Source organism: Microlunatus speluncae (assembly GCF_009299835.1).
Classification (GTDB): domain Bacteria; phylum Actinomycetota; class Actinomycetes; order Propionibacteriales; family Propionibacteriaceae; genus Microlunatus; species Microlunatus speluncae.
Map to the genome: position 1 here is coordinate 140,953 of NZ_VKCZ01000012.1, position 26,479 is coordinate 167,431.

Annotated in this window: 27 protein-coding genes; 4 read left to right on the top strand and 23 right to left on the bottom strand. The window is 63.3% G+C overall.

Going from position 1 to position 26,479, the window contains the following annotated elements; all coding sequences use genetic code 11:
- Positions 1 to 386: 386 nt before the first annotated feature.
- From FNH24_RS16000 to FNH24_RS16030, 9 genes are all read right to left on the bottom strand, one after another.
- Entirely contained in the window at positions 387 to 1,130 is a 744-nt protein-coding gene (locus tag FNH24_RS16000) for a DUF2637 domain-containing protein (protein ID WP_152363200.1), read from the bottom strand.
- A complete protein-coding gene (locus FNH24_RS16005; RefSeq protein ID WP_152363201.1) occupies positions 1,127 to 2,050 on the bottom strand; it encodes a bifunctional DNA primase/polymerase in 924 nt (307 codons plus the stop codon). Before FNH24_RS16005 ends, FNH24_RS16000 begins: the two co-directional genes overlap by 4 nt.
- A 597-nt stretch (positions 2,051 to 2,647) precedes the next feature.
- Positions 2,648 to 2,824, bottom strand: a complete 177-nt coding sequence (locus FNH24_RS31480; protein WP_161606152.1) for a hypothetical protein — start codon at positions 2,822 to 2,824, stop codon at positions 2,648 to 2,650.
- A gap of 150 nt (positions 2,825 to 2,974) precedes the next feature.
- On the bottom strand, positions 2,975 to 3,121 hold the full coding sequence (locus FNH24_RS16010; protein ID WP_152363202.1) for an Lsr2 dimerization domain-containing protein: 147 nt from the start codon (positions 3,119 to 3,121) through the stop codon (positions 2,975 to 2,977).
- 122 nt (positions 3,122 to 3,243) lie between these two features.
- On the bottom strand, positions 3,244 to 4,308 hold the full coding sequence (locus FNH24_RS16015; RefSeq protein ID WP_152363203.1) for an ArdC-like ssDNA-binding domain-containing protein: 1,065 nt from the start codon (positions 4,306 to 4,308) through the stop codon (positions 3,244 to 3,246).
- A gap of 247 nt (positions 4,309 to 4,555) precedes the next feature.
- Entirely contained in the window at positions 4,556 to 5,056 is a 501-nt protein-coding gene (locus FNH24_RS16020) for a hypothetical protein (RefSeq protein WP_152363204.1), read from the bottom strand.
- Between the two features lie 398 nt (positions 5,057 to 5,454).
- Positions 5,455 to 5,793 (bottom strand): transposase, encoded by a 339-nt coding sequence (locus FNH24_RS32655; RefSeq protein ID WP_217428256.1) that lies wholly within the window; start codon positions 5,791 to 5,793, stop codon positions 5,455 to 5,457.
- Positions 5,768 to 6,541: an IS110 family transposase gene (locus FNH24_RS16025; protein WP_217428257.1), complete on the bottom strand. Its 774-nt coding sequence runs from the start codon at positions 6,539 to 6,541 to the stop codon at positions 5,768 to 5,770. Before FNH24_RS16025 ends, FNH24_RS32655 begins: the two co-directional genes overlap by 26 nt.
- A gap of 208 nt (positions 6,542 to 6,749) precedes the next feature.
- Positions 6,750 to 7,007, bottom strand: a complete 258-nt coding sequence (locus tag FNH24_RS16030; protein ID WP_152363205.1) for a hypothetical protein — start codon at positions 7,005 to 7,007, stop codon at positions 6,750 to 6,752.
- Between the two features lie 667 nt (positions 7,008 to 7,674).
- On the opposite strand from FNH24_RS16030, the gene FNH24_RS16035 reads away from it, so the two are divergent.
- Positions 7,675 to 8,136: a hypothetical protein gene (locus tag FNH24_RS16035; RefSeq protein ID WP_152363206.1), complete on the top strand. Its 462-nt coding sequence runs from the start codon at positions 7,675 to 7,677 to the stop codon at positions 8,134 to 8,136.
- Between the two features lie 1,069 nt (positions 8,137 to 9,205).
- Here the strand turns inward: FNH24_RS16035 and FNH24_RS16040 are convergent.
- On the bottom strand, positions 9,206 to 10,030 hold the full coding sequence (locus FNH24_RS16040) for a class I SAM-dependent methyltransferase (RefSeq protein ID WP_152363207.1): 825 nt from the start codon (positions 10,028 to 10,030) through the stop codon (positions 9,206 to 9,208).
- Positions 10,031 to 10,253: 223 nt separating this feature from the next.
- Here FNH24_RS16040 and FNH24_RS16045 point away from each other — a divergent pair, with 223 nt between their 5' ends.
- Complete coding sequence (locus FNH24_RS16045) at positions 10,254 to 10,814, top strand: NUDIX hydrolase (protein ID WP_152363208.1); 561 nt, start codon at positions 10,254 to 10,256, stop codon at positions 10,812 to 10,814.
- Between the two features lie 50 nt (positions 10,815 to 10,864).
- On the opposite strand, the gene FNH24_RS16050 is transcribed toward FNH24_RS16045, so the two are convergent.
- The 13 genes from FNH24_RS16050 to FNH24_RS16110 all read right to left on the bottom strand — a co-directional run bounded on the left by FNH24_RS16050 (position 10,865) and on the right by FNH24_RS16110 (position 21,705).
- Positions 10,865 to 11,497 carry a mycothiol-dependent nitroreductase Rv2466c family protein gene (locus FNH24_RS16050; RefSeq protein ID WP_152363254.1) on the bottom strand — a complete coding sequence of 211 codons (633 nt, stop codon included), beginning with the start codon at positions 11,495 to 11,497 and terminating at the stop codon, positions 10,865 to 10,867.
- A gap of 40 nt (positions 11,498 to 11,537) precedes the next feature.
- Positions 11,538 to 12,200: a 3'-5' exonuclease gene (locus FNH24_RS16055; protein ID WP_152363209.1), complete on the bottom strand. Its 663-nt coding sequence runs from the start codon at positions 12,198 to 12,200 to the stop codon at positions 11,538 to 11,540.
- 76 nt (positions 12,201 to 12,276) lie between these two features.
- Entirely contained in the window at positions 12,277 to 13,233 is a 957-nt protein-coding gene (locus FNH24_RS16060; protein WP_152363210.1) for a phosphoribosylaminoimidazolesuccinocarboxamide synthase, read from the bottom strand.
- The gene (locus FNH24_RS32660) at positions 13,233 to 13,928 is read right to left on the bottom strand and encodes an HAD family hydrolase (RefSeq protein ID WP_152363211.1); all 696 of its coding nucleotides are present in this window, start codon (positions 13,926 to 13,928) and stop codon (positions 13,233 to 13,235) included. Before FNH24_RS32660 ends, FNH24_RS16060 begins: the two co-directional genes overlap by 1 nt.
- The gene (locus FNH24_RS16070) at positions 13,925 to 14,698 is read right to left on the bottom strand and encodes a nucleoside/nucleotide kinase family protein (protein ID WP_152363212.1); all 774 of its coding nucleotides are present in this window, start codon (positions 14,696 to 14,698) and stop codon (positions 13,925 to 13,927) included. Before FNH24_RS16070 ends, FNH24_RS32660 begins: the two co-directional genes overlap by 4 nt.
- On the bottom strand, positions 14,695 to 15,813 hold the full coding sequence (locus FNH24_RS16075) for a DegT/DnrJ/EryC1/StrS family aminotransferase (RefSeq protein WP_217428258.1): 1,119 nt from the start codon (positions 15,811 to 15,813) through the stop codon (positions 14,695 to 14,697). Before FNH24_RS16075 ends, FNH24_RS16070 begins: the two co-directional genes overlap by 4 nt.
- An 11-nt stretch (positions 15,814 to 15,824) precedes the next feature.
- The gene (locus FNH24_RS16080; protein ID WP_152363214.1) at positions 15,825 to 16,859 is read right to left on the bottom strand and encodes a radical SAM protein; all 1,035 of its coding nucleotides are present in this window, start codon (positions 16,857 to 16,859) and stop codon (positions 15,825 to 15,827) included.
- On the bottom strand, positions 16,849 to 17,562 hold the full coding sequence (locus tag FNH24_RS16085; RefSeq protein WP_152363215.1) for a thymidylate kinase: 714 nt from the start codon (positions 17,560 to 17,562) through the stop codon (positions 16,849 to 16,851). Before FNH24_RS16085 ends, FNH24_RS16080 begins: the two co-directional genes overlap by 11 nt.
- 44 nt (positions 17,563 to 17,606) lie before the next feature.
- Positions 17,607 to 18,104: a phosphoribosyltransferase gene (locus tag FNH24_RS16090; RefSeq protein WP_152363216.1), complete on the bottom strand. Its 498-nt coding sequence runs from the start codon at positions 18,102 to 18,104 to the stop codon at positions 17,607 to 17,609.
- Complete coding sequence (folE, locus tag FNH24_RS16095) at positions 18,101 to 18,664, bottom strand: GTP cyclohydrolase I (protein ID WP_217428259.1); 564 nt, start codon at positions 18,662 to 18,664, stop codon at positions 18,101 to 18,103. Before folE ends, FNH24_RS16090 begins: the two co-directional genes overlap by 4 nt.
- Before the next feature lie 69 nt (positions 18,665 to 18,733).
- Positions 18,734 to 19,438 carry a 7-carboxy-7-deazaguanine synthase QueE gene (locus tag FNH24_RS16100; RefSeq protein WP_152363218.1) on the bottom strand — a complete coding sequence of 235 codons (705 nt, stop codon included), beginning with the start codon at positions 19,436 to 19,438 and terminating at the stop codon, positions 18,734 to 18,736.
- Positions 19,431 to 19,871: a 6-pyruvoyl trahydropterin synthase family protein gene (locus FNH24_RS16105; protein ID WP_217428260.1), complete on the bottom strand. Its 441-nt coding sequence runs from the start codon at positions 19,869 to 19,871 to the stop codon at positions 19,431 to 19,433. The genes FNH24_RS16100 and FNH24_RS16105 overlap by 8 nt, the downstream gene beginning before the upstream one ends.
- Before the next feature lie 352 nt (positions 19,872 to 20,223).
- Positions 20,224 to 21,705, bottom strand: a complete 1,482-nt coding sequence (locus FNH24_RS16110; RefSeq protein ID WP_152363219.1) for a nucleotidyltransferase family protein — start codon at positions 21,703 to 21,705, stop codon at positions 20,224 to 20,226.
- Between the two features lie 245 nt (positions 21,706 to 21,950).
- On the opposite strand from FNH24_RS16110, the gene FNH24_RS16115 reads away from it, so the two are divergent.
- Positions 21,951 to 23,609 carry an ABC transporter ATP-binding protein gene (locus FNH24_RS16115; RefSeq protein ID WP_161606153.1) on the top strand — a complete coding sequence of 553 codons (1,659 nt, stop codon included), beginning with the start codon at positions 21,951 to 21,953 and terminating at the stop codon, positions 23,607 to 23,609.
- The gene (locus FNH24_RS16120; RefSeq protein ID WP_152363221.1) at positions 23,606 to 25,336 is read left to right on the top strand and encodes an ATP-binding cassette domain-containing protein; all 1,731 of its coding nucleotides are present in this window, start codon (positions 23,606 to 23,608) and stop codon (positions 25,334 to 25,336) included. Before FNH24_RS16115 ends, FNH24_RS16120 begins: the two co-directional genes overlap by 4 nt.
- Positions 25,337 to 26,479 lie beyond the last annotated feature (1,143 nt).

The following is a 26,479-nucleotide window of genomic DNA, read 5'->3' on the forward strand; positions in this document are numbered from 1 at the left end:
GAATGCTGACAGCGGCGGCAGCTTCCCCAGTCGTCCTCCGATGGCCTGAACGCCAGCGGCGGGGCTGGATCGCAGGCGCCGTACGAACTCGATGTTGAAGTCGAGACCACGCCCGGCCAGGTCGCCTGCCGTTCGGTTGATCAAGTCAGTCGCTCGAACCCACTGGATGCTCCGCCCGGCGGTGTGCGCGGGCAACCGATTCGGATCGTGTCGACGTGCGGGTTCCGTGAGGTGCTTGATCGAATCCGGGTTCTCCGCGACTCTGCGTCTCAAGTAGTCGACGTCAATTGGTGCCAGGTCGGCAGGTGAACTGGCCGTGGCCCATGGCGGATCTACCTGCGCCGGTAGGGGATTGATCCGTCCTGTTTGATCTTGGTCCGAATTGATCATGTCCGTGCCTTCGAATCCTTGGCTTCCGATGGATCGGTGTTCTGTGCTTGGCGTTGATCGAGATGGGCAAACCAACGGCCAATGGTCGAGGGGTGGACTGAAAGCTCGCGGGCGATGGCCTTGTTGCGCCACCCCTGGTGTCGCAAGGCCAATGCCCGGGCCCGTCGGTCGCCAGAGTCGATGCTCCTTGAGACTTTGGGCCTTGCGATCCGACCCGATCCATCGGTTGCGCGATCAGCATCGGCATCAGTGGGCGCCGATGTGCGGCCGCCGAGGTCGGATGTCCCATCCAACAGGCTGATGTCAGCAAGCCTGGACGGGCGAGACCAAGGACGGTCCTCTCTCTGGGTGAGGATCACGGTCAGGTGGGTGATCGCCAAGAGCACGACCGGTGGAACCGAGGCGACCGAGGCGGCGAGTACAGGCGGCACACTGACATCCGCAGCTACGACCGCATGGAGCGCGTTCGCCGTGACGGAGACTGATGCGCCACCGATCAGCAGGGCCCACGGATACCAGGCGGCCCGATCTCCGGCCAAAGCCACAACTGCAACCGTCGCGGTCACGATGATCCCGTCCACGATCAAGGGCCAGGCCCAGGCCTGTCCGGCATCGATTCCGGACCGAGTCGCCAAATCAGCCAGCGAGGTGAAGCTCAGCCAGAACGCCCCTGCGGCAATGAATACGGTTCCGGCGACGGCGGTGGTGACGGCCCAGCTCCGGCCTGGCGGTCTGATCATGGCAACCCTTGGCGTGCCGACACCGAGCGGTGGTGCGAGCGGTGGCCGAACCGGTTGGATTGTTGTTCAGGCGGGTCGCGATGTGTGACGTCGCGATGGACTGACCGGTAGGCCGATCGCACCGTGGTCGTGATCTCCCGCTCACCCAGTCCCGCCAGACCAGCTGCTGCCGAAAGGACATCCAGAGCATCCGTCGGCGGCACTCCGCTCTCCGCCAGCCGACACGCGGCCCAGAACAGCCCTCGATTCCGCTCTCCCTCGTGACGACTGGATACCCAAGCCGCCAACCTCGAGGCTTCAGCGTCCCGCAGCGAATCAGACGACCGGGGATGCGGTGTAGGCCGAGGGTCGAGAACCTCCCGGAGTCTTTCCGAATCCAGTGCCGCGGCCGGCCCGGTATTGACGGTCTCGACTCGGTACGGGAGCGCCGCCCCCGAGATCACCTGCCGTGACGGCGGAACGATGATGTAGCCGCCGCTGCCGCGGAAGTCAATGCCGGCGCGGGCGGCCTGCCACGATCTCTGCGCCGTGTCCGGAGTGGACGGGTAGTAGGCATGCATCCCACCCGACGGAGTCCGCACAAGCAGTTCCCAGCCACCGACCAGGCCCGCCCGGCGGGCACGGTCGAACGATGAGAACCCGTCAACTTGTCCATGCACATCGACATCGATCACGACGACACCAGAGACTGCACCGGTGGGTATGCCGATGTTCGCTTGCGGCATCTGTCTCCACCATGCATCGACCCGAGCGATCTCGCTGGTCGCATCGTGGAACCCGTGCTCGGTCGCCGGCCGCTTCCCATGCGACTCGCACGGGAAAACCGCGACTCCGGCCCGAGCGAGCTCTCGAGCTGCCGCTGCCGGCGGCAACGACTCGGCCGTCTGAACCAAGACTGACGAAACCGCTCCACGCTCCATCCCAATCCCCAACCCCTCAACGTGATCTCGGCTCCCGCAGAGGGCCACGCCATGTGGTCCTGGGCAATCAGGTGCGCGAGGAACGCCGGAGAAGCCGACGTGACAAGGGGTGTGCGCCGCAGCTGGCAAGACCTTGGGAACTGCGAGCCTCCGAGCTCGAGGAGCGCTCTTGGCCGTGGCGCCTCGACATCCCTGACGCGCTTCGAGAGATCCTCGTACAGATGCCTGTGCCCAGTCAGAGTGGTCTTGCTCTGGATGCAAGCAGGTGATGTTGGCATTCGCGTACCCCCTGGAAGAGACAGAACTCGTGTGTGTCTTCGAATGTGATCCGGGCCTATGACAAGAGCTTGCGCTTAATCCGCGCAGGAGGGGTCACGATGCAACGCAATCTGTGGAAAACTCCCAGACTTCACGCCAACTTGACCGCCACGGGCAACACTGTGCGGTCCTGGGACAACACTCATGCGTCTTGCACAACACAGCAGGGATCGAATCATTCATTCAATGAGTCAAGCATGTGTGTCACAAGCCTTGAATGGTCTCGAAACCCGTCCGAAAGGCGGCAATGCGGCGACACCGTTCGCCCGATGCGATCAATCACGCAGTCGCGTCCGAGATGACCTGGACGGCATCCAATGAGATCATCTGATCTTGATCAGGTGGCGTGACCTCTTCGTCAACAGTAGTCGTGCCCAGCGACTCTTGTATGCCGATGGGAGGCTCGTGATCATGGTAGCTCCGCAACGCTGCGGTGAACTTGTTGATCTTGGTCATTCAGCGTTCCCAGGGTGGCGACCATCAGTGGCGGGCTGCCCGCTCTCGGATGGCGCGTGGTTGGGTAGGATCGGTCCGGGCGTTCCCAGCGCCTAGCTTGGGTCGGCGCCGCCCGACGCGTCGAGCGACACCGACATACGGTGCGATAGCCTATTCGAGTGACTTCCAGCTTTTGTTGGCCAAGTCGATCTCATACTCGACGCCATCGAGAGTGAAAGTGAAGGTCCCACCTTGTCCATCCTTGATCGACTTCCCGTCGAAATCGTCCTCGAACAGTGTGACGATCTTCTGTGCCATTCCTATGCCTCTCAGTGGAATAGATCTAGGCGCAGGGGTACTGTCACATGAGGTATCGGCGCGACTTTCTGGAATTGGGTCTGTCTAACGGACAGTGCAGCCGCGCCGATGAATTGGTCTCTTCACATTCGTCTCGGATGAACCAGTGGGGCCGGGACTCCGTTCAACGCTGGGGGAACCTTCTTGACCACGGCATCCTTGGTGGCGGGAGTGTCGAGACCTGGCGGAACCCCATTACTGACCTGGATCGTAGAGAGCGAGTCGAGGATTCGCACCGCGGTCGCGCGGACCCGCTCGCCGGTCGCTTGGATCACCTCGCCCGGGGACTTGCCTTCGACCTCGGTCGCCCAACTGGTCACGTACGGGATCGTGTAGGCCGCGGTGTCGAGTCCATGAGCAGCCCCGATCATGAGTGCAACCGATTCAGCTTCGACCTCAGCGATTCCACGATGCGTAACCGCATCGGGGTGTTGGGGTCCGTGCAGCATCACGTGAGCCAACTCGTGCGCGAGGGTCTTGGTCTGTGCGGCAGGATCCATGTTCTCGCGCACAGTCACTGTGTGAAGCGCGTAATTCGTGATTCCGTTCGCGCCGCCGATCATGTCCTGACTTGGCACCCGAAGCAGGGTGAATCCTTGGCGATGAACCAGATCCGACAGTCCCTGCCACAGCCCCGGTGGGGCCTCACCCGCGAGGACTTGCGGCGAGGGATGCTCCGGGACTGGTTCGCCGGAGGTCTGGGACACGTCCCAGACGTAGGCCGGCTTGATCCCGATCATCCGACGGCGCAGAACCTCTCCGGGTCGCGGCGCTTCGTTGCGGCCGAGGCGGCGCCACGATGCAGGATTGCCGGGAGTAGAACTGGCGAATCGCGCAGTAACGGGAGCCTGGATCACGTATCCCGATTGCCCTCTGCCCACCTGCCGGCCAAGCACTTGCCATTGCTTGAAACCGGCGACATACGTTGGGGCCGGGTCCGGCACGCGTCCCTGCTCGTACGCCGCAAGGTGCTGAGACCAGATCAACAGAGTGTTGTTGAACGAGCGGGCGCGGAACCTGGCTGAGAACTCGAGCGCCCGACGCCACTCCTGTCCGGTGACCAACGACTCGACCGCCGCCGTCAGCCTCTGATGCAACGCATCCAGCTTCGCTTCCCGTTCACCGCGTACTGTGCCTTCCCTAACCATCCTTCGTCCTCCATCACAATTGGCCGATCGCTTCGCGATCACCAGGTGCGCCCTCCGCCTCCACCGCAACGCACTCGCGGCGACCGCATGGCGGCGCCTGGAGCATCAGATCGGCGGCGAAGTGTCTGGGATCCCCGATTTTCATCTATCTGCGCGGAGGGAGATGGAGTTGATCTTGATCAAGAGATCGTCACTGAACGCCCACCAACTGCCCCCCGTTCCCTTCCGTGCATGCGAGACCTCCACTTCACAAGGTGCGGTCCGTCCTAGTGGGAGATCGTGAGAGGTTCGTTGGCCTACGTGCCTGTAGAGATTCCATCCCGAACTGGTGATTGGGCGGCAAGATCGCGTCTGCGCGCTCCACTCCGGGATCGCCATCTTGGATGTCCAGCAGTGCCATTCCGTCGGCTTCCCGGTAGGCGGCCTCAGCCAGCCACTCCGGGAACAGGAACCTGTTCTCAGTCATCAACTCAGGATGGCGAAGACCGTGCTCGTAGGCCTCGCCAGCGGCCGAGAGGAACGAGATCAACGAGCGCATCGCTTCCAAGACATCGACCTCTGCGCCGACAGCCGATAGCAAGTCCTGAGCCCGGAAGGGCTCGACACCTACTGCATCGAGATCCGCCACGCGGTAGTCGTAACGTCGTCGAACCGCGCCCTGGACGACCTCGTCGCCCTCGTACCAGATCGAGATCAGCAGCGATCCGATCTTCAACGTTGCGCCGCCCTGAGGAGTTTGATCATTCACCTCCACAAGGTGCGCAAGCTGATGGAGTGCACCTGCTCTGTAACCCGCGAAGTTGGGAACTCACGTCATCGTGATCTTGTGCGATCTCTGCCACCTACTGTGTGACTCCTTGCATTCCCGCCTCGGAGGTGGGTCCTTGATGATCAATTTCCCTGCACTGCTGCTTCGTGTACAAGCCACGCGCACCGCTCTGCCGTTCGGGTGCCTCACCGGTGCCGCCAGTAGAATTACCCTGAGCCAGTTGTGTACGCCGGAGATGGCGCAGCCGTCGTACACTCGCGGGCTTGCCCGCTGAAGTGGCCGGGCTCACCCCTTTGCGTACCTGGGCGGGCGGTCGAACTCCACGAAGCTCCTGTGTCAGGCAGTTAATACCCGTGGTTGGGTGTTCGTGTTGTTGATCATGGACTTCTGGTCGGTTCGGAGTGCTGCGAAGACGGCATCGGAGAGGCGCCGGCGGAGCAGCCGAAGACTGGCAACTCGGCCCTTTCCTCGCTCGAACTGCCTGTTGAGGTCTGCCTTGCCGGGGCATTGCCGCGGGCTTGGGTGACAGCGATCTTATGAAGCGCGCAGTTCGTGGTCCGGTTGCCGCCGCGATTCAATCGGACCTTGCCTCTGCTCGAACCCGACAACACCGGCACCGGCGCGTGCCGGTGAAACGGGCGTAGGTGTCCATGTTGCGGAAGCGATGAACACCGGCCGTCTCGCCGACGGTCACCGCAGCGGCCAACACACCGCATCCGGGACCTCCAGCAGCGAGGGCGCCAGCGTCCGGACCAGTCCGCGGAGTGCCTTCCCAAGTCCGTTGATCTGGCCGGTGAGCTCGGCACAGCGCTCCAACAGGCCGCGAGCGAGGCGAGCCACCACGCCGTCGAAGCGATCGAGTTCGGCTCGGAGCCCACGGACCAGGCGGAGGCGGCGCAGGCCGCGGTTCGGAATCTGCAGGTCCGAGTCCAGTTCGTGCAGATGCCAGCGCACCTGAACTGCGATCTTGGCGCGCTGAACCACCAGATCACGACGGTGATCGGACAGCAACTTCACCCCCCGCGAGGGTCCGTCCAGCTCGGCGATCGGCAGGTTTGGGTGCCGCACCGCAGCAAGGGCCACCGCTTCGGCATCGATCGGATCCGACTTCCCCAACTCCCGGCTCGCCTGCCGGGAGCCGGCCATCAGCCGGGTCAGCACGCGAACCACCCGGTGCCCGGCCGTCAACAGATCTGACTCCAGCCGCCGAGTCAGATGCCGGCAGTCTTCCAGTGCAAACCGGAGGTAACCCTCGTTGACATCGGAGAACTGGGCCGCCCATTCGACCAGAGCGAGGTGACGGTCGTCATTGGCGCGCACCGTCTTGGCGCCCAACCTTCGTCCGACCTCGTCGAGCGCGATCACGGTGTGAGTCTGCTTGTGGGAATCGGCGCCGATCATGACCATGACCTCCAAGCCTGCTCGAACGCGAATCAGGTGTCCTAGCGCCCGCAAGGCGGGCACGCCTCAATCCAGCGCGGACGATGCCGCGAGCAGGCACCTATCAAGCCATGCACCGCGGACGCCAAGACACCCGACCGGCGCCGCACATCGAGGTCAGCCACCAAGCGCAATGAGGGCCGGTCGGGGCCGTGAAGAAAGGAGCGAACCTCGGCCGGGCAGTCACCCCTCTGGCATTGATGCCAAGAAAGCCGACGCCGACTTCGCAATCTCATTTCGCTCGGAGTAGATCGGCGTTCTCCTTCTTCGACGCCTCGATCTCAACGATGTCCTCAGTTCGTATTACCGGCCGCTCACCATGATCAACTTCTGACTGACGGACCCATTTCGGCAGGGTCTCGGTCGGCCCGATTCCGAGCTGACCCGCGATCGTGCGGATCGCTTCGAACTCGGTCGGATACTCGCCGCGCACCATCGTCTCAGGGCCCAGCCGGACAGCACGCTCCCGCAACTTCGATGGACGTGCCATGAAAACTCCATTCTTCCACCAACTAATTGAAGGCTCCAGGCACTCCGGTGCGGTTTCAATCGCGGCCGTACCGATTCGGTCGCGATGAGGGGCGTGGTCAGCACTATTCCCAACGGCAGATTGCCCTGCATCAGGGTGGCGTAGGACGGCGAGGTCCGGCCGTGCAGTTCAGCGGGATTCGGCGCATCCGCAATGACTGCGTCCGGACTGTCATAGGGGCGGTTAGATTGATCGTCACTGAAAGGATACTGGTGAAATAGGTGTGCGGAGGATCATCGCGCAGGTGCGTACTATTGATCGTTGCTGCGAACGCGATCCGTCCCACGCAGAGCTCTCTGTCCACGTCTACGGCACCGACGTTCCACGCCTCGGGGCAGCGCGCGCCGCTTCTACTGACACGTAAGGGCCCGTGCCATCGGTGTACGGGGACATCGGGTCGGCAACTACCGGGCCGTCCAGCTGGAGTTCGGATCCCCTCCGCAGGCGAGATAGACTTGGTCGGTGGGAGGTTCTGCGGGCCAAGATCCCTATCCGTGCCACGATCGGTGACGGGGGCCGTGCCGATATCATCCGCGAATTGATCAACGGTTGGGGACGACCATCACGATTCACTGGCACAGCCAACCCGCTGAGGTCCCAAAGACCATTGTCGAGAGGTTCCGCGAAGATGATCATTGACCCAGTGTTGAACCGGATCGGCGAGGCCGCCGCACTGAACCACCACCAGGATCAACGCGAGACGGCCCGCAACCTCCTCACCCAGATCTGGGAGGACATAGGCGGAGAGGCAGGGGACCCGCTGCACGTCTGCGTCCTTGCCCACTCCATGGCCGATGCCCAGGACAACCCCAATCAGGAACTGACCTGGGACCTCCGTGCTCTAGCCGCCGCCGGCCGGATCAAGCAGGATCGCGCCGAGGAAGCCGGCGTGACCCTCCCGGTCGCCGGCCTGTATCCGTCTCTCCACCTCAACCTCGCCGACTGCTACCGCAAGGTCGGCGACCTGGATCGCGCCCGTGTTCATCTCCGGCTGGCGCACCAGACGATCGACCTGCTCGGCGACGACGACTACGGTCGGTTGATCAGAGACGGTCTGGACGGACTGACCGAACAGATGGGCCAGAACTGATCGTCCTGGTGACTGGCTGGATTGTCCCCGCCCCGAGGTCTGTCGGAGGGAAGAAGCGATGAGGCTCGTACCCGTGACCGAGCTCAGCGCACAGGTCTGCGACGCCGAGGACGAAGACATCGCACTGATGCGGTACGTCAGGCTTTCGGCGAGGGGCTTCCTTCAGGCAGCAGGCGTCGTGGTGCGCTGATCGGAGTCCGGGTCCACCGGACAAACCGGGGCGGTTCCGTTGTGTTCTCCATGATCATTTTGGCCGGGGTGCACGCGGGAGGCTCAGACAGCGCCAACTGTCACGGTGACTGCTCCCGCTCCCACGGTCACCGTCACACGGCTTGCCGGTGATCGCCTCGACCCGAGACCTGATACATGCTGCACGAGCTGGCCGAGGAACCCCAGCCGCGACGGATTGAGTGCCACGCCGTTGTCGGACAGTAGCCGTTGGGAACACCGTGCACGGCGACCACCGTGTCGAAGGCGGCGACCGCAGCCTCGGCGATCTCACTCGAAGCGACCTGGGAGGCAACCGCGTAACGGGAGGTGACTATCAATGAGCTGGAAGGTTAGACACGTCCGCCTGCCGGTCAGCACGTACTCGTTGCCGGATAGACGAACCTGCCCAACGCCGAGCGTGGCTTCTTCCTCGGTTCCAGTCGGGCGACCCCTGCCTCGCGGAAGACCTGGGCCGGCGTCGCCGTCGACGGCACCGGGTCCAGCCCAGTACGTGCATCTTGTCGTGCACACTGATCGGCCTGTGGTCTAGCCCAGCAGCCTCCAGTGCCGCACGGACCCCAAGGACGTGTTCCTTGACATCGTCGGGGATCTTGGTCGGGCTCGTGTTGGGCCGCCGAGACCTCGGCTCCAACGCAGCCGCTGGCCCGTCCTCGGCTGTCCGCCGCCGGATCTCGTAGAACGTCTTTCTAGAAATGCCGTGCTCGGCACCGAACGTTGTGACCGCGCCGCGGGACGCACCGGACGGCCACTGCGCACAACCGTCACCGATGTCCTGCAACATGGCAGGACGTATGCTCGCACCCAGTAGCGCCGACAAATCTTGACGCCGGTCCTGATGTCACACTTGGGCGACTATGACGAGCCAGCGCGTCATTGTTATCTCCTCAGGGCTGACTTGAGAGTAGGCTTCCTCCAGGATGTGCATCTTCTGCGCGTAGGTGAAACCGTTGTCGGGGCGGGCGAAGAGCGGGATGGATAACCAAGCCCTCCGCTCGGCCATGGTCGTGCGCTGAGCGGTGATGCAGGTGCTTTCCAGCCTTATCCCTGCGTCGGCCAGATGGCGAGAAATCGCTTCTTTCGGCAGTTTCGGTTGCTCGTTGTTCACTGCTGGTGGGATGAACCCGTAGTCCTTGATTGCGATGCGGCGGATCAACGAGTCCAGCGAGCGTCGAGAGTCTTCATTCTGATCGTCGGGATGAGTGAGACCGGCAAAGCTGGCGCCAACGTTGAACGCGAATCGGCCGCCGGGCCGCAGTACGCGGCAAACCGCCTTGAACACGGCGGGGACGTCGCACTTCCATATTGCCGAGTTACATACGACGGCGTCGACATTGCCGGCAGGTGCGTGTTCAGCCAGGTCTTCCGCGGATGCCGTGACCCAGGACAAGCGTTCGTCGTTCAGCGCGCGTTGCCCGGCGTGTTGCATGGCGGCGGAGCTGTCAAGGGAGATGACCCTTGCTTGCGTCGAGACGCGGTTGAGGATGGCTTCGGCGGTAGTTCCGGTGCCGCCGCACATGTCGACAACCAGGCGGCTGTCGCTGACTTGAGCTCGGTCGACGAGGTCTCGACTGCTGGCGCTGTACATGGGCCACGAGCGCGCGAAGGCTGCATAGGCTTCGGCGTTGGCGTCCTCATCCCAGCCAGTAATAGCGTCTGTGCTCACAATTCCACCACTATTCGCGGAATATACTGCGGACTGGTCCGGGCCGCTGGTGCTCCTCCTGTCGGCGCGGAGTTCGGCGCGTTGAGCCCACGGGAGCGGAGCGGCATCCGTAGGCTACGAAGCCTGCAGTTATCGCGCCTGTTGGAGTTAGTCATGCATTTCATTGTTGCCTCCGAAACTTGGTCACGAGAGACTCGGCTTGCGCCGGGCGTAGGGGTACGCCGTGGCGATCAGTGATACCGAGATCCGGGCCGCGGTGGAGGGCTACCTCGCCCGCAACCCGGAGGAAGTGGATTCGCTTAAGGAAGCTGTAAGCCAGCTCTCGCTGGGAACTGGGCTCGCGTCGCGGATCACCTTTCCTATGCACACGACCGTTGGTGCGCTGTTGGTCCGCGATGGCGAGGTGCTGTTGGTCCGCCACCGTGCATACGGGATCCTGTTGCAGCCCGGCGGTCACCTGGAGCCCGGCGACGACACTCTTCTTGGCGCGGCGTTGCGTGAACTGGTCGAAGAGACCGGTATCGATACTGCCAAAGTCACTGTCGCCCTGCACCGACCTGTCTATGTCGAGTACGGGCCGGTACCCGCAAACTCGGTCAAGAACGAACCCGCCCACTTTCACTTGGACGTGGGCTTCGCGTTCACCGCACCTGCCCACCTTGAGGTAGGAAAATTGCAAGAGGAAGAGGTCACTGGGGCCGGCTGGTACCCGCTTGCCATTGCCGAGCGCCTCGTGGGGAATCGTATCTCCCGTGCTATTTGCGGGCCAGCCGGGATCAATTGACACCCAGTTACGTCCCGGATCCAACGACTCGGGACTGGTAGGGAGTGCTGTCACTGAAAAGAGGCCTTACGGTCTCGGGACCGTTTGAGCTCGAAGAAACCGTCGGTTTGGGCGATAAGGACGAGGCCATCCCAGAGCCGTCCCGCAGCCTCGCCTCGCGGGCACGGGGTCACCACCGGCCCGAACAGGGTCGTCTCCGCGATGCGCAGGATCGGTGTGCCTACGTCAAGGCCCACTGCGTCGAAGGCCTCGCGATGTGAGGCGATGACCAGCGCATCGAACTCAGTAGTGGTGGCTACGTTCGCGAGTGACGGGGTGAGTCCGACCTCAGCAAGAGCATCGGTGATGATAGTCGGATCTTCCCTACGACGCTGGTTGTGCAGCCGAATACCGATCGCCGTGTAGAGGGGGCCCAGAACACCAGGTCCGTGCCGGTCAGCGGCTGCTGCGCAGACCCGCACGTTACCCCACGCACGCTCCATTAATTGCCGGTATTCGGGGCTGAGGCCCTCGCCGTTGCGCTGGACGAGGTTGAGGTAGGCCAGCGACATGATCCTCCAGTCTGCTTTCACCGCCCGGACCTGTTCCACCTCCAGGAGCCAGCGAGAAGTGATCCATGCCCAAGGACACAGTGGATCGAACCAGAACGGCACCTCGAGTGTGCTGGCGGCACTATCGGTCATCACGACGGGAGTCCCTTCTCCTGTGTCTGTGGCGGCCAGGTCATTGGTCAAACAGTTGCTGCTGAATCGGCCGGTTGGCTTTGGCGGTGCGACCGGCGATCTTGACCAATTCGGCCAGGTTGCCGAGGGTGCCGTCGCGGTCAGCGACGTCGATGAGGCGGATGAAGACCTCGGTGGTGACCTCGACATCGGCAAAGGCTCGGTGACGCTCGGCCGGCTGGGGGATGGAAAAGTAGTGGAGCAGGGTGTCGAGCTTGTAGTTGCCCAGGCCAGGGACGAGGTGCTTGGCCAGGGGGATGGTGTCGATTAGGTCGATGCGTGCCAGGCGTGGGCATTGTTGGCGCTGGTGATGAATGATGTCGGACTCGGTGGCGGCGTGCTGGGCCACCAGCAGGTATCGGCGTTGGTCGGCGAACCGCTGGTCCAGGCCTCCCAGTGCGAGGGAGGGGGTGGGCGCGTTCGTAAACTGCTCGGGAGCCAGTCGGCTCTGGGCGGTGTTGGCATGGGTCACGGGCGCGAAATCGGGGGGTCGGATGAGGGTCGTGTAACGGCCGCTCTCAGTCCACCCGGTAGGGGTATGGCGCAGCGCTAGAACGGCTACCTCGATGGGTTGGGCCGGATGGCCGGCCGGCGTTGTGGTTTCGAAGTCGATGACCACGAAAGTGGTGTCGCGGAGGTTTGGGTCTTCGATCAACGAGCCCATGCGTCCTCCACTGTTGGTATCGCCGTCGGTTCTGCGGCCCGCCTCACGCGGGGTTGGTCGGGTGTGAAACGGGTGATTAACATCCGATGAGGCGGGTGACCGCCTGGGTCGCGTCGGTCAGGTTGGGGCCATCCCCATCATCCTGGTCGGTCCAGGTCCGACTCAACGCCCGGTACATGTTCGACATCACCGGAAGGAACTCCGAGGGCAGGGGCGCCGGTCGAGGCCATCGATCGCGCGGCACGCCGCGGGCGATCAGGTCGGTGACCGGCACGGCCAGGTTGTTGTCGACGTACCAGTTGCGCAGGACTTGCTTGCCGCAGTGCACTCCCCGGAACATTAGGCGGCTTTCGTCTGGGGTACCGGGGCTGTCGGCCACCATCAGGCTTCCTTTGCCGGTAATGAGGAATTCTGCCTTGCCATCGCAGTGGTCCAGGCCGCGCTCGCGGGCGTGCGCGGTGAGCACCTCGTTGACTGCGGCCGCAGTCGAGCCCAAGGTCTGGAACTGCTCGTCGTTCAGCCCGGTCAGGTGCTGAGCGCGTGCGGGGGTGAGGAACTGGTTTGTGTCGTCAAACATCGACGCATACTCGATGATCGGGCGAGGAAGTGCCTCACCGACCCCGGGAACGGTGTCCAGGCCCAAGTCGGCGGGGGTGATCGCCCCGTCGGCGAGGCGGCGGTGCACGGAACTGCCCTGGGGAAGCCGGTTGCGGAAGATGACCTGAACGGGCAGGAGCCGCAGTCCAGCGGGCGGAGAGCTGCCAGGAGCCGGGACGTGGCCGAGGTCGAACTCGATCCGGTTAGGGGGCCGGAAACGGCGAAAGTGTGTGAGGATCCCCGCTTTGGTTAGAAGTTCGAAGGTGCGGGCGGCCATCTGCGCACTGGCCTCGCCTTTGCCGGGGATCGCGTCGGGCATGCGGCCGTAATGAAACACCGTGTAGTGGTCGGTGTAGTCGAAGGCACCTACGCCTGGCCCGTTGGATGTGGGCTCGTCGAGGATGTGCAGGTCTTTTGTTGAGTGCAGGACGGGCATCAGACTCCTTCTTGTGGTCGGCGGAGTGGCGGGCGCATACCGCCCGTCGGCGTTGCGGCATGCGGGGCAGGTGCCACGTGACCGCCCGTGACGGTGAGCACTCTCATGCCGGCGGCCCGGGCAGAAGCGAGCCCGGCAGGAGCGTCGTCGATGGCCAGACACTCACACGGAGGGAGGCCGAGCCGGTCGGCGGCCACCAGGTATAGGTCCGGTGCTGGCTTACCGCGCGGGGCGTCCTCGCGGGTCACGACGGCCGTGAAGGCGCCATCCAGACCTAAAGCGGTAAGGCCGGGGGCGACCAACGCCCGGCTCGCGGTTGAGGCCACCGCGCAGCGTAAACCCAAGCGGCGTGCGGTGCGCAGGACCTCAATCACGCATGCAACGGGCTCCAGAGTGTGCAGCCGGGCGAGCAGATGCGTGCGACTGGCGCGGATGACCTCCTCGGCAGGAAGGTGCAGGTGTGCCGCCCCGGGAAGAGCGGCCAGCAGGTCGTGAATGGACAACCCCACGTGGCTGCGGTACCAAGCCCCATCCAAGTACACGCCGTGCGGGCGCAGCGCGGCAGCCAGAGCCTGCTCGTGACCTTGCGTAGTGTCGGCGATAGTGCCATCGAAGTCGAAAATCAGGCCCCGGACGTCCTTCGGGAGCCTCGATGCGCATCCGGCGGACGCACAAGGGAGGATTCTGGGGGTCATAGCGCAGAAATCGGAGCGACGGACTGGGTGCAGCACAGGCACGGCGCCTGCACACCGAGGAGAGGTTCACGAAGACAAGACAGATTCGCTCTGGCGGTGCGGATCCAGGTGGCTATTAGGTCGGCGGCCTCGAGCTCGTCGACGAGTCGGCGATCGACGACCCGGTACCGGCCCGGGTCGGTTGCGGCGAGCCGCTCGAACAAAGTGCACGCCCGGCCCATGAACGCAACCTGCTCGGGGGTGAAGACGCGCTGGTCGCGGTGCTGGGCGCGCACCACGGCCTGGTCGGCGTCGTCGGTTACTAGGATCGTCAGGTCGGGGAGCGGCCGATAGCCGGCCGCCAGTGCAAGTAAGTTCTGAGCGGTGACCAGAGCCGCGTCAGAGTCGTCAGGGTGTAGGAGCAAGCTTTGGCACACCGCGGTGGTGTCGACGCTGCGGCCCTCCACGACGGCGCGTCCGCTTGTGAGATAGTCCAAGACGGTGTCGAGGTCATGGCGTTTGATGGCCAGGAGCAGCAGGGTTTCTGCCATGGGGGTGCCTGAGCGCAGGAACGGGTCGCCGGCGCTGGCCTCGCGTAAGGCGTGCAGCAAGTCCTCACCGAGCCCTTGTCGCCCGTGGCGGCGTTCGGAGAACTCGTCAAGCATCAGGGGTCGGTCCGGGACGGGAATTCGGTCGATCGCGCGGTTCGTGAGGTAGGTCTTGCCCACGCCGTTGAGGCCCTCTGCAGAGATCAATGGTCCGCGTGTGCAGGGCGAGTGCACGGTGGTCATCGGGGATTCCTCTCATCCGCAGCGGCCCAGACGTCGGCTTGGTGGGCGATGACATCGGCGTAGCGATCCAAGGTTGCCGTGGTGTCGTGTTCAGTGAGGATCACAGCGAGCGTATGGTCCAGGATCTGGGCGGCGCCGCGACACGGTTCGCGGCCCGGGTATGTGAACCCGGGCCTGGTGTCGCAGGGCACTAGGTTGAACGTGCCAGTGGAACTAGGCACCCCGAGCCGCGCGAGGTGCTGGGCGAAGGCGCGGGGGCGGGGCAGGTCCAAGTGCAGCAGTGGGGCATAGCCGTTCCAGTCTTCGCCCAGCGCCGGGGACAGCGGGCGCAGTCCGGGCACACCGGTGAGAGCGTCAGTCACGTGGCCGGCCTGGGCGCGCCGCAACTCCACTAGTGAGTGCAGGTGGTCCAGATTGGTGTGGGCGATAGCGGCGAGGGGAGTGGCCAGTCGCGCGTTGGTGGCGACGCCTGCTCGGAGGATCTCGCCACGTGGGGGTGGTTGACCGTGGTTACGCCAAGCTCGGACGCGGGCGGCGATCTCGGGTTCGTCGGTGACCACGAATCCGCCCTCAGCTGAGGCGAGAATCTTTCCGTCCTTCATGCTGAAGCAGCCCGCAGACCCCACCGTTCCGGCACGCTGCCTGTTCCGGGCGGTGCCGATGGCCTGAGCGGCGTCCTCCACCACGGTGAGACCATGCTCTGTGGCGAAGGTCTCCAAGGCGGCGGGGTCGCCCATCCGCCCCCACAGGTGCACCGCAACTATGGCGCGAGTTCTGACGGTGCACTTGGCCTCGGCATCGGCGTAGTTCACCTCCAAAGTGACGGGGTCGGAGTCAACGAAGACAGGCCGGGCACCGAGCGCAATCACAGGGGCCACGGTCATGACTACAGTCAGCGCGGGTACCAGGACCTCGTCACCCGGCCCGATGCCGCATGCGGCCAAAGCGCCTTGCAGAGCCATGGTGCCGGAGGCCATGGCGACCACCTCGGATATGCCCAATCGATCGCCGAGCGCCTGCTCCAAGTCCAGGGTGGCGGTCCCGCCACTGGGGTCCGGCAATGAATTCAAGACGGCAGTAAGGCGGGTGTGCAGCGCCTGGGTGCGGTCGGGCACCGGTGGGAGTGTCATCTTGGCCTCCGTGCGTCCAGCATCTGCGGCAGGTCCATCAGAGGCCACATATTCACGCAGTCCCGGCTGAAGTGTGGGCATGTGGTGCTCACGGGTCGGTTCGCGAAGAGTGTCGCTGCGTCGGCGCCGCGGATGGTGCGGCGGTGCTCTGGAGGGGTGGCAGCGATGCGCCGGTCAGAGGGGCAGTCCCATAAGGTGCCGTCGGGCTGAATGAAGAACAGACGCGCACCTCCGAAGCAGTCGGGGACGTGACCACTGTCGTGAGTACTGATCGCGTCCACGAACCGTCGCAAGTAAGAGAAATCCGGCAGCGCCAGGCTGGGCGAGCTCGCGTAGAGGGCATCGAGCTCTTCGGCGACTGCCTCCGCGTCCTGGGGCCGGTGGGCAAGGTCTTCAAACAGGGCATGGCCGGGCGCAAGGGAGATGGGCTGGGGGACGTAGTAGTCCACGCCAATCTCGGCTGCCAAGCGTGCCACGTCACCGATTTCCTGGGGGCGGGGATGCATCACAACTGTGTAGATGCCCACCCGCGGCGCCCGATCAGTCCCACGGGCGGCCAACAGCGCTCTTATCCCCTCCAAGACCTGGGTGTAGCCGAACTTCCCCGATCTGGATGGCCGGAGCTGGTCGTTGACTTGGGCATCGGCGCTGTCAAGTGACACAGATACCCCCTCCACCCCAAGATCGACCAGTCTCTGAACGACGTGGGGGCGGGTGAGGGGGATGCCATTGGTGGCGATCACAACCTCACAACCCGCCTGTTTGACAAGGGCGATCACCTCCAATGCGCCGGGCCAGTCCAAGGGCTCGCCCCCAGCGATGACCACTCGTTCCACTGGTGAGCCGGCCAGGCTGCGGGCGAAGTCGTTTATTGCCTGCGCGGGCAGGTCGGTGCGTGACAGGTGAGAGAGGACACCTAGCTGGTTCGGCGGCGCTACCTTGTGTTCGTCAATGGTTCCGAAGTAGCAGTGAGGACAAGCGAACGCGCACGGCGAGCGCAGCCCCCACAGCAACGTGACGTCACGCGACATTGGCCACCTCACGTCGCTCCACCAACTGGCGGACGGTCCGTTCGACAGCGGCCGCCACCTCCTGGGGGGTGAGGCCAGTGGTATCGATGGCCGTATATCGGTCGGGTTCGTCGGCGGCCAGCACCTCGTACAGCTCGGCGGCTCGGTGGATCACCTGAAGGTCCTCAGGTGTAAGTGTGCGGCCGATGCGGGCGGAGAATCGGGCTGTGCATTCGGCCGCGTCGCCGGTCAACCATATGGTGGCGTCGGGCAGGCGGCACCATCTACGAGCGGTGTCCAGTACGGAGCGGGCTAACCGGCCGGCGTCGGTGGTGCCGTGGTGGATCGACAAGATGGCCGCCTGGCACACTGCGACCGAGTCCAGGCCGCGGTCCTCTAGGGCGACGTCGACGTCGGTCAGATTGGCTGAGGAGAGCCGTTCGGCTTCGCGGACTTTCAGGGCGAGCAAGGCCAGGGTCTCGGCGGCGGGATGGCCAGTGCGCAGGTAAACGTCGCCCCCGGCTGCCAGGGCTGCGATGACGCGTCCGGGCATAGTGTCGTGGGCCTGGTCGGTGAGCTCATCCAGCAGCAGGCACCGCGAGCCCAGCGCGGCGGCGGCGGCTCGGGCCGCAGTGGACTTGCCGACGCCATTCATTCCTTCGATGCTCACCCACAGTGGGCCCGTTGTCCCCGGGCAGTTACGCGGCGGGGTGGTGGGGGTCATGGTTCCTCCTGAGAGTTGAGGACGGCAAGTGGAAGTCAGGGCCATCAAGGTCCTTCTTCCCAGGGAAAGACCACCCATCCACGGGTGACCTCGCCGATGTAGGTTGCGGCCTCCTCCACGGGGGCCGGCCGGGTCCAGTTGTCGGCGTTGACCACGCACAGCGCGGTCCGCGCCCGCGTCGCTCCGGCGCGCACGACCAGGTCGACTACGGCCGCCAGGGTATGGCCGGTCCCGGCGACGTCGTCCACGATCACTACGTCGTGTCCGGCCAAATCACCCAACGACTCGGCGTTAACTACGACCGGGGTGGGGGTCTTGGCAGCATGACGACCATCGTTGGCGGTGTGGGTGACCTCTATCGTGCGCAGGTCCCGCAGGCCCAGTCGGTGTGCGAGCAGGACGGCGGGGACCGCACCGCCGCGCAGTACGGCAACAAGGGTCTGCGGAGTATCGCGGCCTATGGATTGGGCAAGGTGGTCGACCATCTCTTCGAGGCGTTGCCAGGTCAGCGGCACCACACCTGGGCTCGGCTGGGCGTTCATGCGCTCTTCCAAGGTTCAGTGGCCAGGGCCAGAAAGCGCTGGGCCTGCGCGGTGTCACCGTCCAGGTGGCCGCGACACTCCACGGTTGTTGTGCGAGCCTGCTCCATGCGCACGCCCCGCATGCTCATGCACAGGTGTGTCCCACGCACAGCTACGGCCACGTTCGAGCTGCCTACCGCGGTGGCGACCTCGTCGGCGACCTGACGGGTGAACCGCTCTTGCACCTGCAGGCGCCCCGCACACTTGCGGGCAATCCGCCCGAACTTGGATAGGCCCAGAACCTCGGCGCCGGGCACGTATCCGACATTGATGTCCAGGTGCATGGGAAGCAGGTGGTGCTCGCACAGCGACCACACGCTGATCCCCGATACCACCACCAACTGGCCATCGAGGTGCCCTTCCGGGAAGGAGGTCGAGACGGTGGCATCCTCGCTAGAGAACAACTCGCAATACCAGGCGGCTACGCGGTTGGGGGTCTCGACCAGACCCTCCCGGCCGGGATCCTCACCCAGCGCCAGGAGTAGTTCGCGGACCAACGCGGCGACACGGTCCTCGTCCACAAGGCGTCGCCGTTGAGGGAGAGAATTGAGGGCGTGGGTCATTGGGCCTTCGCTTCCTAGAGGTGGGGGTCAACGGGCGCGTTCTTGGCCGAACGCCAGCACGTGCAAGCGCGGGGTTAGGTTCCAGCGGCGCTGGGCCACTGCTTCGGCGATCGCCCGGGTGGTGACGACCAGTGCCTCGGGCGTTGTGCCCTCGGGCATAACCCAAATCGGCGCCAGTCCGTACCGGCCGGCCAGGACCTCGATCTCGTTCAGATCCTGCGTGGTGCGGGCGACGAACTTGAACACTGCCCGGCCGCTATCCGTGAACGCCTCAAGGGCCGCGGGTACGATGCGCTGGCTCTCAGTGAGGCCGGAGTTGGCAAGCTTCGGACTGACATTGAACCGCACGCCCTCGATCAACAGTTCCGGGTCGGGCGTGCGGGTGCCGTTCGTCTCGATCTCTATCCGTTTGCCGCCGGCTATCAGACTCTGCACCAGTGGGGCCAGGAATCGCTGTTGGATAAGTGGCTCACCCCCGGTGATGACTACTAGTTCCACGGGCGAACTATTCGCCCACCCGGCCAGCTCGGCAACGCTACGCCGGGTCGCCTCGACGTGAGGGTCGAACCGGGTCCAGTCCCAGGTGTAGGGGGTGTCGCACCAAGAGCAAGATAGATTGCACCGCGACAGACGGATGAACATGGCCGGAGCGCCGCAGCTAGGGCCTTCTCCCTGGAAGGTGGGCGGGTCTAGGCCGAAGGTCTCGGCGATGAGCAACTGCGGCTCACCCATGGCTGCCTGGCTTATGGATTTCCACGTCAAAGCGCGCCCAGCTGTGCGCGGTTTCTCGTACCTGGACGGCGATCAGGTGCCCGGGTATCAGCGGTTCGACGTGCTGGAGGAACCATCCGGCCAAGAACTGGGCCAGGTTCTCGGACGTAGGTTCAACAGGTAGAACCTCGTGGAGATTGCGGTGGTCAAGCTCGGAGTTCAGAAATTCCTTGAACGGGGCGAGGTCGCCGAAGTCGGTCACAAAACCAGGGTCGGCAAGTGCCGAGGCGGTAAGGATAACTTCAACTTGGTAGCCATGGCCGTGCTGGCGTGAGCACTTATGGTCTGGCGGCAAGCTCGGTAGCCGGTGTCCAGCCTCGAAGTTGAAGGTCTTACCAATCGTGAACGTGCCAGCAAGATCAGATACATCATCCACGGGCCACCAGAGCTCCAATCAGAACAGGGTACGTGCATGCAGCCGAGTCCCCATCGCACTACTGAGAGTCGCCCGCGAGTTATCTCATAATACTGTGAAGCAACCGCATTTGTGTGCGTTGAGGAAAAATTGTCCACGATCCCAGCACCATGATCAGAGTCGAGTCGTTTGGGCGCGGCAGCAGAAACTACTCTTATGAAATTTGCCTAGTCAGGATGCTCGTTCACAGGAGACTCCTACGCGGAGGTGGTGAAATGGCGCGTTTGTTGGGTCCTGGGCGTCATCACCGATCATGTTCTGAGCCGCAGGACGGTCTTGACCTGCGGATCCTCGAGCTAGGCGGTTGTAAGTGCGACCGTGGCTCTGCAAATTACCGCGAATGCTCAACCTGAGTGGCTGGGATGCTGATCAAGACTCCGGCAGTTGAACTGTTGCGTTCAAAGAATTCCGACCAACTTGCTCCTGGGTGCTGCTCGAACCGAGAGCACGCGACAATAAAATGAATGCGCTCCTGGTCTCTTACAAAAGAATGACGACGAAAGAGTTCCTTTGGGATCTGCACCTCAACGTTGCTGGAGTCCTGCCAGCGAACGTGGCATTCATCCGCTAGGCCCATCCCGAGCTCGAACCCGAGTGCGTGGTTCAGGCCGGTTTGGACGCGCGCCGTATCAAAGATGACGCGCAGTTCACTTAGGTAGTGACTCGGAGGCCCGTTGAAGTGGCACGAAACTGTGACTACATCTTGGGCATTGTGCATGCGTAAGCGGTACCGAGCATGGCCGGATCCCATTGCTTGGTTCGCAGTAGTCGAAGAAACTTGGCTCCAAGAGCACTCAACGTCTGCGAAATTAGCAACGGCGATAGCGTCGAGTTTGACGCGATCTAGTCCGCAGTTCTCTCCGAGGATATCGCGGACTTCGAACGGCACCAGTGCGTTCCATGCGATGTCCCTGTGGAAAGGAAAGTTCTTTCCAGCTTGGCTCGCATTGGCAGCCTCTGCGAGAACGGGGCGATATCGGTGCGTCTGTGTGGCATATTGAAGCCAAGCGGCGCAGTCTTCGGCTTGGTGTCGGTTGACAAGGTCAAGGAACTTGGTGCGATCAAATTCGGGATGCTCAAGGTGTTCATAGAACTCGCCCAGTTCCACTGCGCGGGTCTTGGGATAGGTACCACAGAGCGGCTGCTCAACATAGTCGTGAAACATGTGGGCAAGTGATATGAAGGCCGCCATGGTGGCGTTCGGTACACGCCAGCGCCCGTCCTGTACCTCAATCGACTGACTGAGGATCTCATCGTATGTGAGATCATTGGACGCAATCATCATGCGCCCCTGGTGACGAACGTACCGCCAAACAGGAAAAGATCGATGGATGTCGAGTCTGTAGAAAAGCTCGTTGTGCCCGACGTTGTAGCATTCATGGGGAAGCACGTTATAAGAAATCTCAAAATCTTGCTGTTTGAGCAGCCGAAAGAACTCGCCCTCATCCTTCACTAAAGCGTCGATGTCGGACGTCCATCTTACGTGCGCAGAGTCCCCATCAATCCACCACCGGTTGAATCCTTTTAGGATAACTACCGGCGCGTTGGCGGTGCTTGTTAAGTCCCAATTGGCTAGGCGATCGAGGTCCTGAAGGTACGCGGCATGGCGCTTTTCGTTTTCTTTGACTTGCAGCTCCCAATCCGGCAGCGCATCCGAACTGAGCTGTTGTAGCGCACTTGGATTTCCACGCACATAGCGTAATGCCTTGGCAGCTACTCTGTGGTCCTTCAGTAGTGTCAAGTCCGCGGAGGTAACCGGCGGTGGAGCTCCAGAAGGAGCATCTATGACCCAACTAGCGAACTTGCTGCTCATCAGCAACTCCCCGCAGTCGTCGTTGATCTGATGGTGCAGAGCTTACAACGTTTTTCCTATCTGTGGTGCTCGTCGCGGGAATGGGGAGAGGTTTGCGCCGCTGACTGTTCCGCCGAGGGCGTTCATCGTTGTAGGTTCGCGTCATGATCCCTGGAGGTGTCGAGGCTGGCCAGTCGATGCCTGCGCGAGGGGCCGGGGTTTGGTCATTTGTCTGGTGGTACCTGTCCGGGGAACGCCGAAGGCTGGTGTTGCTGGCAGCGGTGCTGCTGGCAGGGACGGTGTGCGCCCTAGTCGGCCCCTTCATCGTGCGGCGATTCATCGACGACGTGACTGGCGGCCGTGGCGACCCCGGGACGATCGGGTCGTTGGTGATCGCCTTTGCGGTGGTCGGGGTGGCGCGGCACGCACTGACGGCAGCGGAGACCGGGGTTGCATCCTCGGTCGCATGGAGGGGAACCAATCGGTTGCGCGCAGACGTGGTCGATCACGCGCTGAAACTCCCCATGCGGTTCCATCACCAGACAACGCCAGGTGCGATGGTCGAGCGAGTCGAGGGGGACATCTCGCTGCTAGGGAATTTGTTCTCCCGGTTCGTCGTCACGATCGTCGCGGAGGCGCTGATCGTCATCGGCGTCGTCGTGGCCATGTGGTGGCTGGACTGGCGTATCGGTGTCATCTTCCTGATCAGCATGGTGGTGGGCGGGGTCGTCATCCCGCGAGTGGCGACAGTGGGAGAGGAGGCGTACAGGCGCAGCCGGGCAGCGGTCAGTACGTACATGGGCGGGTTGGAGGAGCGGCTGACGGCAGTCGAAGATCTTCAAGCCCTGGGTGCATCGGGCTACGCGCTGGGCGGCTTGCGAAGGTTGCACCGTTTCGTCCTACGTGAGGAACTCCGCGCAGCACTAATCGGCAGCAGTTTGGTGTGGGCGTTGGCATCAGTGTTCACCGCCGTCATCACACTTCTGGCACTCACCGTAGGAGGCCTGCGGTTCGGCGCCGGAGCCATGACACTGGGCACGGTCTACCTAATTTTCGCCTTCACTCAGCAGCTCCAAGAGCCGTTGATCCGGCTGTCTAACCAGCTGCAGGACCTCCAACGGGCGATGGCGGGACTCTCGCGCACCCGCGACCTGTTGAATGAGGAACCTGAGCCCGACGACGGCACTGCCGTGCTCCCATCCGCCGATCTTGGCATCTCTGCCCATTCAGTGAGTTTCGCCTACCACCCTGGCACCACGGTGCTGCGCGAACTGAGCTTCGAGATCCCTGCCGGGGGGAGCGTGGGGATCGTCGGACGCACAGGCGGCGGCAAATCGACGCTGGCCAAGCTCGTCGCTGGGCTCGAGCGACCCGACACCGGCCAGCTGAAACTGGGGGACACGGACATCACTACGGTTGCTCGCCGGTCGTTACGGGCGCGGGTGGCGCTTGTGACTCAAGACGTCTTTCTGCTCGATGCATCGATCCGCGACAACATCGCGCTGTTCGACCCGTCCTTCAGTGAAGTCGCGATCTGGGAAGCGCTCGACCGGTTGGGGTTGCGTGACTGGGTCGCCCGATTCCCGGCAGGGATCGACTCCGTGGTCAGCCAGCGGACGGTGTCAGCAGGGCAGGCACAGCTCCTGGCCTTGGCCCGAGTGTCCTTGAGTGATCCGGCTGTACTCGTCCTCGACGAGGCATCGGCCCGTCTCGACCCGGACACCGAATCCCATCTCAATGCAGCGCTGCGACCAGTCATCACCGGCCGGACATCAGTCGTCATCGCGCATCGACTCACCACGCTCGATCAGGTCGATCTGATCATGGTCATCGACGACGGACAGGTCGTCGAGTTCGGGCCGCGTGAGTCGCTGCGCACGGCAGTGGGCGGTCGCTACGCCGCACTGCTGGAGCACGCCCGATGACCATCACTCTCCCGATCCCATCCCGAGGCAGGTTTCTAGCCAGAGTTGTTCGCCCTCACTGGCTCCTTTTGCTCGGCGACGTCGCCGTCGGCGTCGCGTTCTTCCTATGTGCGCTGGTGCCGGGCTTGGCTCTCCGTGATTACCTTAATGCTCTGCCCGCACAAGGTTCGGCGGTCATGGTGCCGGTCTTGCCTTTGGTGGTCTTCCTCGTGTTCAAGGTGTTGAATGCGGCCGGCGCTGCTGGATGGATGGCCATCGACACGGTGTTCCGCTTCCGCATCTACGACACCGTGCGCATGCGCCTGGCCGACCAGGCCTTCCGCCGACCTGGCGCACTCCCTCCGCCGGTACCCACCGGTGACCTGCTCTCGCGCTACCGCGACGACGCTGTTGAGGTCGCTGAGATCGTGGGCAAACGCGGACTACAGTTGGTAACGTCCTCGCTCGCGCTCAGCGTGACCTCGCTGGTGGTGCTGTTCACTATCAACATCGAGGTCACCGCGCTGGCCGTGCTCCCCACCCTGTTGATCGCCGTTATTGCCTTCCTCGCCAGCAAGAAAATCAAGTCCTTGCAGGCTCAAGCACGCACAAGCGCCGGCGACGTATCAGGGTTTCTGCGCGATGTCTTTGCTGGTGCCGAGACCATCAAGGTCGCCAACGCCGCTGGCCGGATCGTCGATCGCACTCGCGCGTTGAACTGCAGCCGGCGCCACGCCGAAGTCCTCAACGCCACCATCGGGGAAGTGCTGGCCGCCAGTCAGAACATCGTGATCGTGCTCGGCACCGCCCTTGTGATGCTCGTCGCAGCCGACCAGATGCGGGTCGGGACTTTCCTGGTCGGCGACTTCGCCTACTTCGTCTACGCACTCGGCACCATGGGCACCCTCGTCGACGCTCTGGGCCGATTCATCAGTAGATACCAACGTTTCTCGATCACCTGTCAGCGGCTCGAAGCCATCCTCCCTGGGGCTGGCCTACTCAGCCTCACCGAGCAACCCACGGTCTGCGCAACACTCTCTGGCAGCCACGAAGCCATCGAGTCTGCGCGCCTCGACGTCCACCAGCTCAGTTACGTCCACCCCGACGGCAGTACCGGTATCAACGATGTCAGCTTCACCGTCGCCCCAGGACAACTCGTCGTCATCTCAGGGCCAGTCGGCTCGGGCAAGACCACACTCGTCCGAACGCTCCTCGGGCTGCTGCCCAGAACCGGTGGCACCATCGCCATCGGCGGGAAGGACCTGCCAGCCGAGACGTCTCTCGTCCCACCGCGGGCCACCTACACCCCACAGAATCCCGGAGCCCTCAGTGGGTCACTGCGCGAAAACGTCCTGCTCGGGGCACCGGACGATCGTCTCTACGACGCCCTCCAACGATCCGCGCTGGCCCGTGACATTCCGAACCTCCTCGACGGTGTCAACACCGCCATTGGCCCCCGAGGGCACAAGCTCTCCGGTGGGCAACGGCACCGACTAGCTGCCGCACGTATGTTTGCTCACCCAGCCGCTGTGCTCGTCATTGATGACCTGTCCGCCGCCCTCGATGCACACACCGAACACGAGCTCGTTGGGTCGCTGATCGCCGACCGGGCATCAATCCTGATCGTCGTCTCCAACCGGCCGACTCTTCACCAGCACGCAAACATCCGCATACACATGGATCAAGGCACAGCAATCATCACAGACTTGGCCAAACGAGGGCAGGCAGAACCCGGCGAGCTGCGATGAAGTCGCTTCTGGCTGAATCACAGTTGGTGCCGGTCCTTTGCGAGAGGATTGGTGTCATGCCGAAGCAGTATCCGAAAGGGACCGGAATCGTGCGGTCCGCATGCTTCAAGGTCATTTGAATGAGTACGACACGCCGTATCTGGCGTGCAAGGTGATTGCGCCGAAGGTCGGAGTCCGTCTGGAATCAGTTTGTCTCCTGATCACTTGCGTCGGACGCAAATCGCCCTTCCTCCTCGAACTGACCAAGGACGGCGCGGTCGCCGTCCGGTCTGCGGCAGATGAGGGACATCACACGACCGTCTGCCCCGATGTATCAATGACGGATCATGATCAAACGAAACGGAAGCACGGACCGTTCCTCGCCTGTGCTGGCTACCCCCAGTGCACCCAGAAACCTGAAGATCGACAACGCCTCGTCGACCATGAAGCCAACCAACCGACGACAGGTTCGCCGTGTTCGCCGGAACGGAGGATAATAGGCCTGAACTGGACCTCCCAGGACGCCTGATACGCCAACGACAGCAGCACCGCCGTGCCTGACGGATCCCGGCACTCCCCGATCGCCGGGTGTTGGTCCACTTGGCGATCGAACACGACCAGCGTTCAGTTGTCGGGGCAACAGGTCATTTTCAGTGTCAGCGGGGTCCGGAACAGTGTTGTGGTGTTCCCGACGAACGGAGTGTGAGCATGGCAAGCAGCCGCAGGTACTACAGCGTGGGCATGCGGGCCGCCCTTGCCGTGCGCGGTGCCGATCGTGACGAAGGTCAGTCAGAAGTACCGATTCAACCTTGAGCACGCGCACATTCGGGCATCGGCGGTCACCGGCCCGGGCCGACGGCGGAGCGGGCAAGGAAAACGCGACGAGTTCGGCAACCTGATTCCTGCTGTGCACTCGGTAGGCGTGTTCTGAAGCGCTGGAGCGAGGAAGTCAGCCACGTGCATGATCGCGGTGGCGGCGTCGGTGATGTCGCCGGCTGCTGCGGTCTGGCCGGCGAGGCGCCGGTATTCGCGTTGCCAGTCGTCGGGAATCGTGAATGTTTCGAGCCGTGGCATCGCGGATGCGGTTCGTTGGCGTCGATCGCGAGTTGGGATCCCCGCAGGTTGACGGTCTGTGTGCGAGTGATGACGACCAGGTCGAGGAGG

What these genes read in the sequence shown, in the direction of transcription:
- FNH24_RS16000 (WP_152363200.1), bottom strand. Translation starts at nt 1,130, where the DNA reads ATGATCAGACCGCCAGGCCGGAGCTGGGCCGTCACCACCGCCGTCGCC.
- FNH24_RS16005 (WP_152363201.1), bottom strand. Translation starts at nt 2,050, where the DNA reads ATGGAGCGTGGAGCGGTTTCGTCAGTCTTGGTTCAGACGGCCGAGTCG.
- FNH24_RS31480 (WP_161606152.1), bottom strand. Translation starts at nt 2,824, where the DNA reads ATGACCAAGATCAACAAGTTCACCGCAGCGTTGCGGAGCTACCATGAT.
- FNH24_RS16010 (WP_152363202.1), bottom strand. Translation starts at nt 3,121, where the DNA reads ATGGCACAGAAGATCGTCACACTGTTCGAGGACGATTTCGACGGGAAG.
- FNH24_RS16015 (WP_152363203.1), bottom strand. Translation starts at nt 4,308, where the DNA reads ATGGTTAGGGAAGGCACAGTACGCGGTGAACGGGAAGCGAAGCTGGAT.
- FNH24_RS32655 (WP_217428256.1), bottom strand. Translation starts at nt 5,793, where the DNA reads ATGCGGTGTGTTGGCCGCTGCGGTGACCGTCGGCGAGACGGCCGGTGT.
- FNH24_RS16030 (WP_152363205.1), bottom strand. Translation starts at nt 7,007, where the DNA reads ATGGCACGTCCATCGAAGTTGCGGGAGCGTGCTGTCCGGCTGGGCCCT.
- FNH24_RS16035 (WP_152363206.1), top strand. Translation starts at nt 7,675, where the DNA reads ATGATCATTGACCCAGTGTTGAACCGGATCGGCGAGGCCGCCGCACTG.
- FNH24_RS16050 (WP_152363254.1), bottom strand. Translation starts at nt 11,497, where the DNA reads ATGACCGATAGTGCCGCCAGCACACTCGAGGTGCCGTTCTGGTTCGAT.
- FNH24_RS16055 (WP_152363209.1), bottom strand. Translation starts at nt 12,200, where the DNA reads ATGGGCTCGTTGATCGAAGACCCAAACCTCCGCGACACCACTTTCGTG.
- FNH24_RS16060 (WP_152363210.1), bottom strand. Translation starts at nt 13,233, where the DNA reads ATGCCCGTCCTGCACTCAACAAAAGACCTGCACATCCTCGACGAGCCC.
- FNH24_RS32660 (WP_152363211.1), bottom strand. Translation starts at nt 13,928, where the DNA reads ATGACCCCCAGAATCCTCCCTTGTGCGTCCGCCGGATGCGCATCGAGG.
- FNH24_RS16070 (WP_152363212.1), bottom strand. Translation starts at nt 14,698, where the DNA reads ATGACCACCGTGCACTCGCCCTGCACACGCGGACCATTGATCTCTGCA.
- FNH24_RS16080 (WP_152363214.1), bottom strand. Translation starts at nt 16,859, where the DNA reads ATGTCGCGTGACGTCACGTTGCTGTGGGGGCTGCGCTCGCCGTGCGCG.
- FNH24_RS16085 (WP_152363215.1), bottom strand. Translation starts at nt 17,562, where the DNA reads ATGACCCCCACCACCCCGCCGCGTAACTGCCCGGGGACAACGGGCCCA.
- FNH24_RS16090 (WP_152363216.1), bottom strand. Translation starts at nt 18,104, where the DNA reads ATGAACGCCCAGCCGAGCCCAGGTGTGGTGCCGCTGACCTGGCAACGC.
- FNH24_RS16100 (WP_152363218.1), bottom strand. Translation starts at nt 19,438, where the DNA reads ATGGGTGAGCCGCAGTTGCTCATCGCCGAGACCTTCGGCCTAGACCCG.
- FNH24_RS16110 (WP_152363219.1), bottom strand. Translation starts at nt 21,705, where the DNA reads ATGAGCAGCAAGTTCGCTAGTTGGGTCATAGATGCTCCTTCTGGAGCT.
- FNH24_RS16120 (WP_152363221.1), top strand. Translation starts at nt 23,606, where the DNA reads ATGACCATCACTCTCCCGATCCCATCCCGAGGCAGGTTTCTAGCCAGA.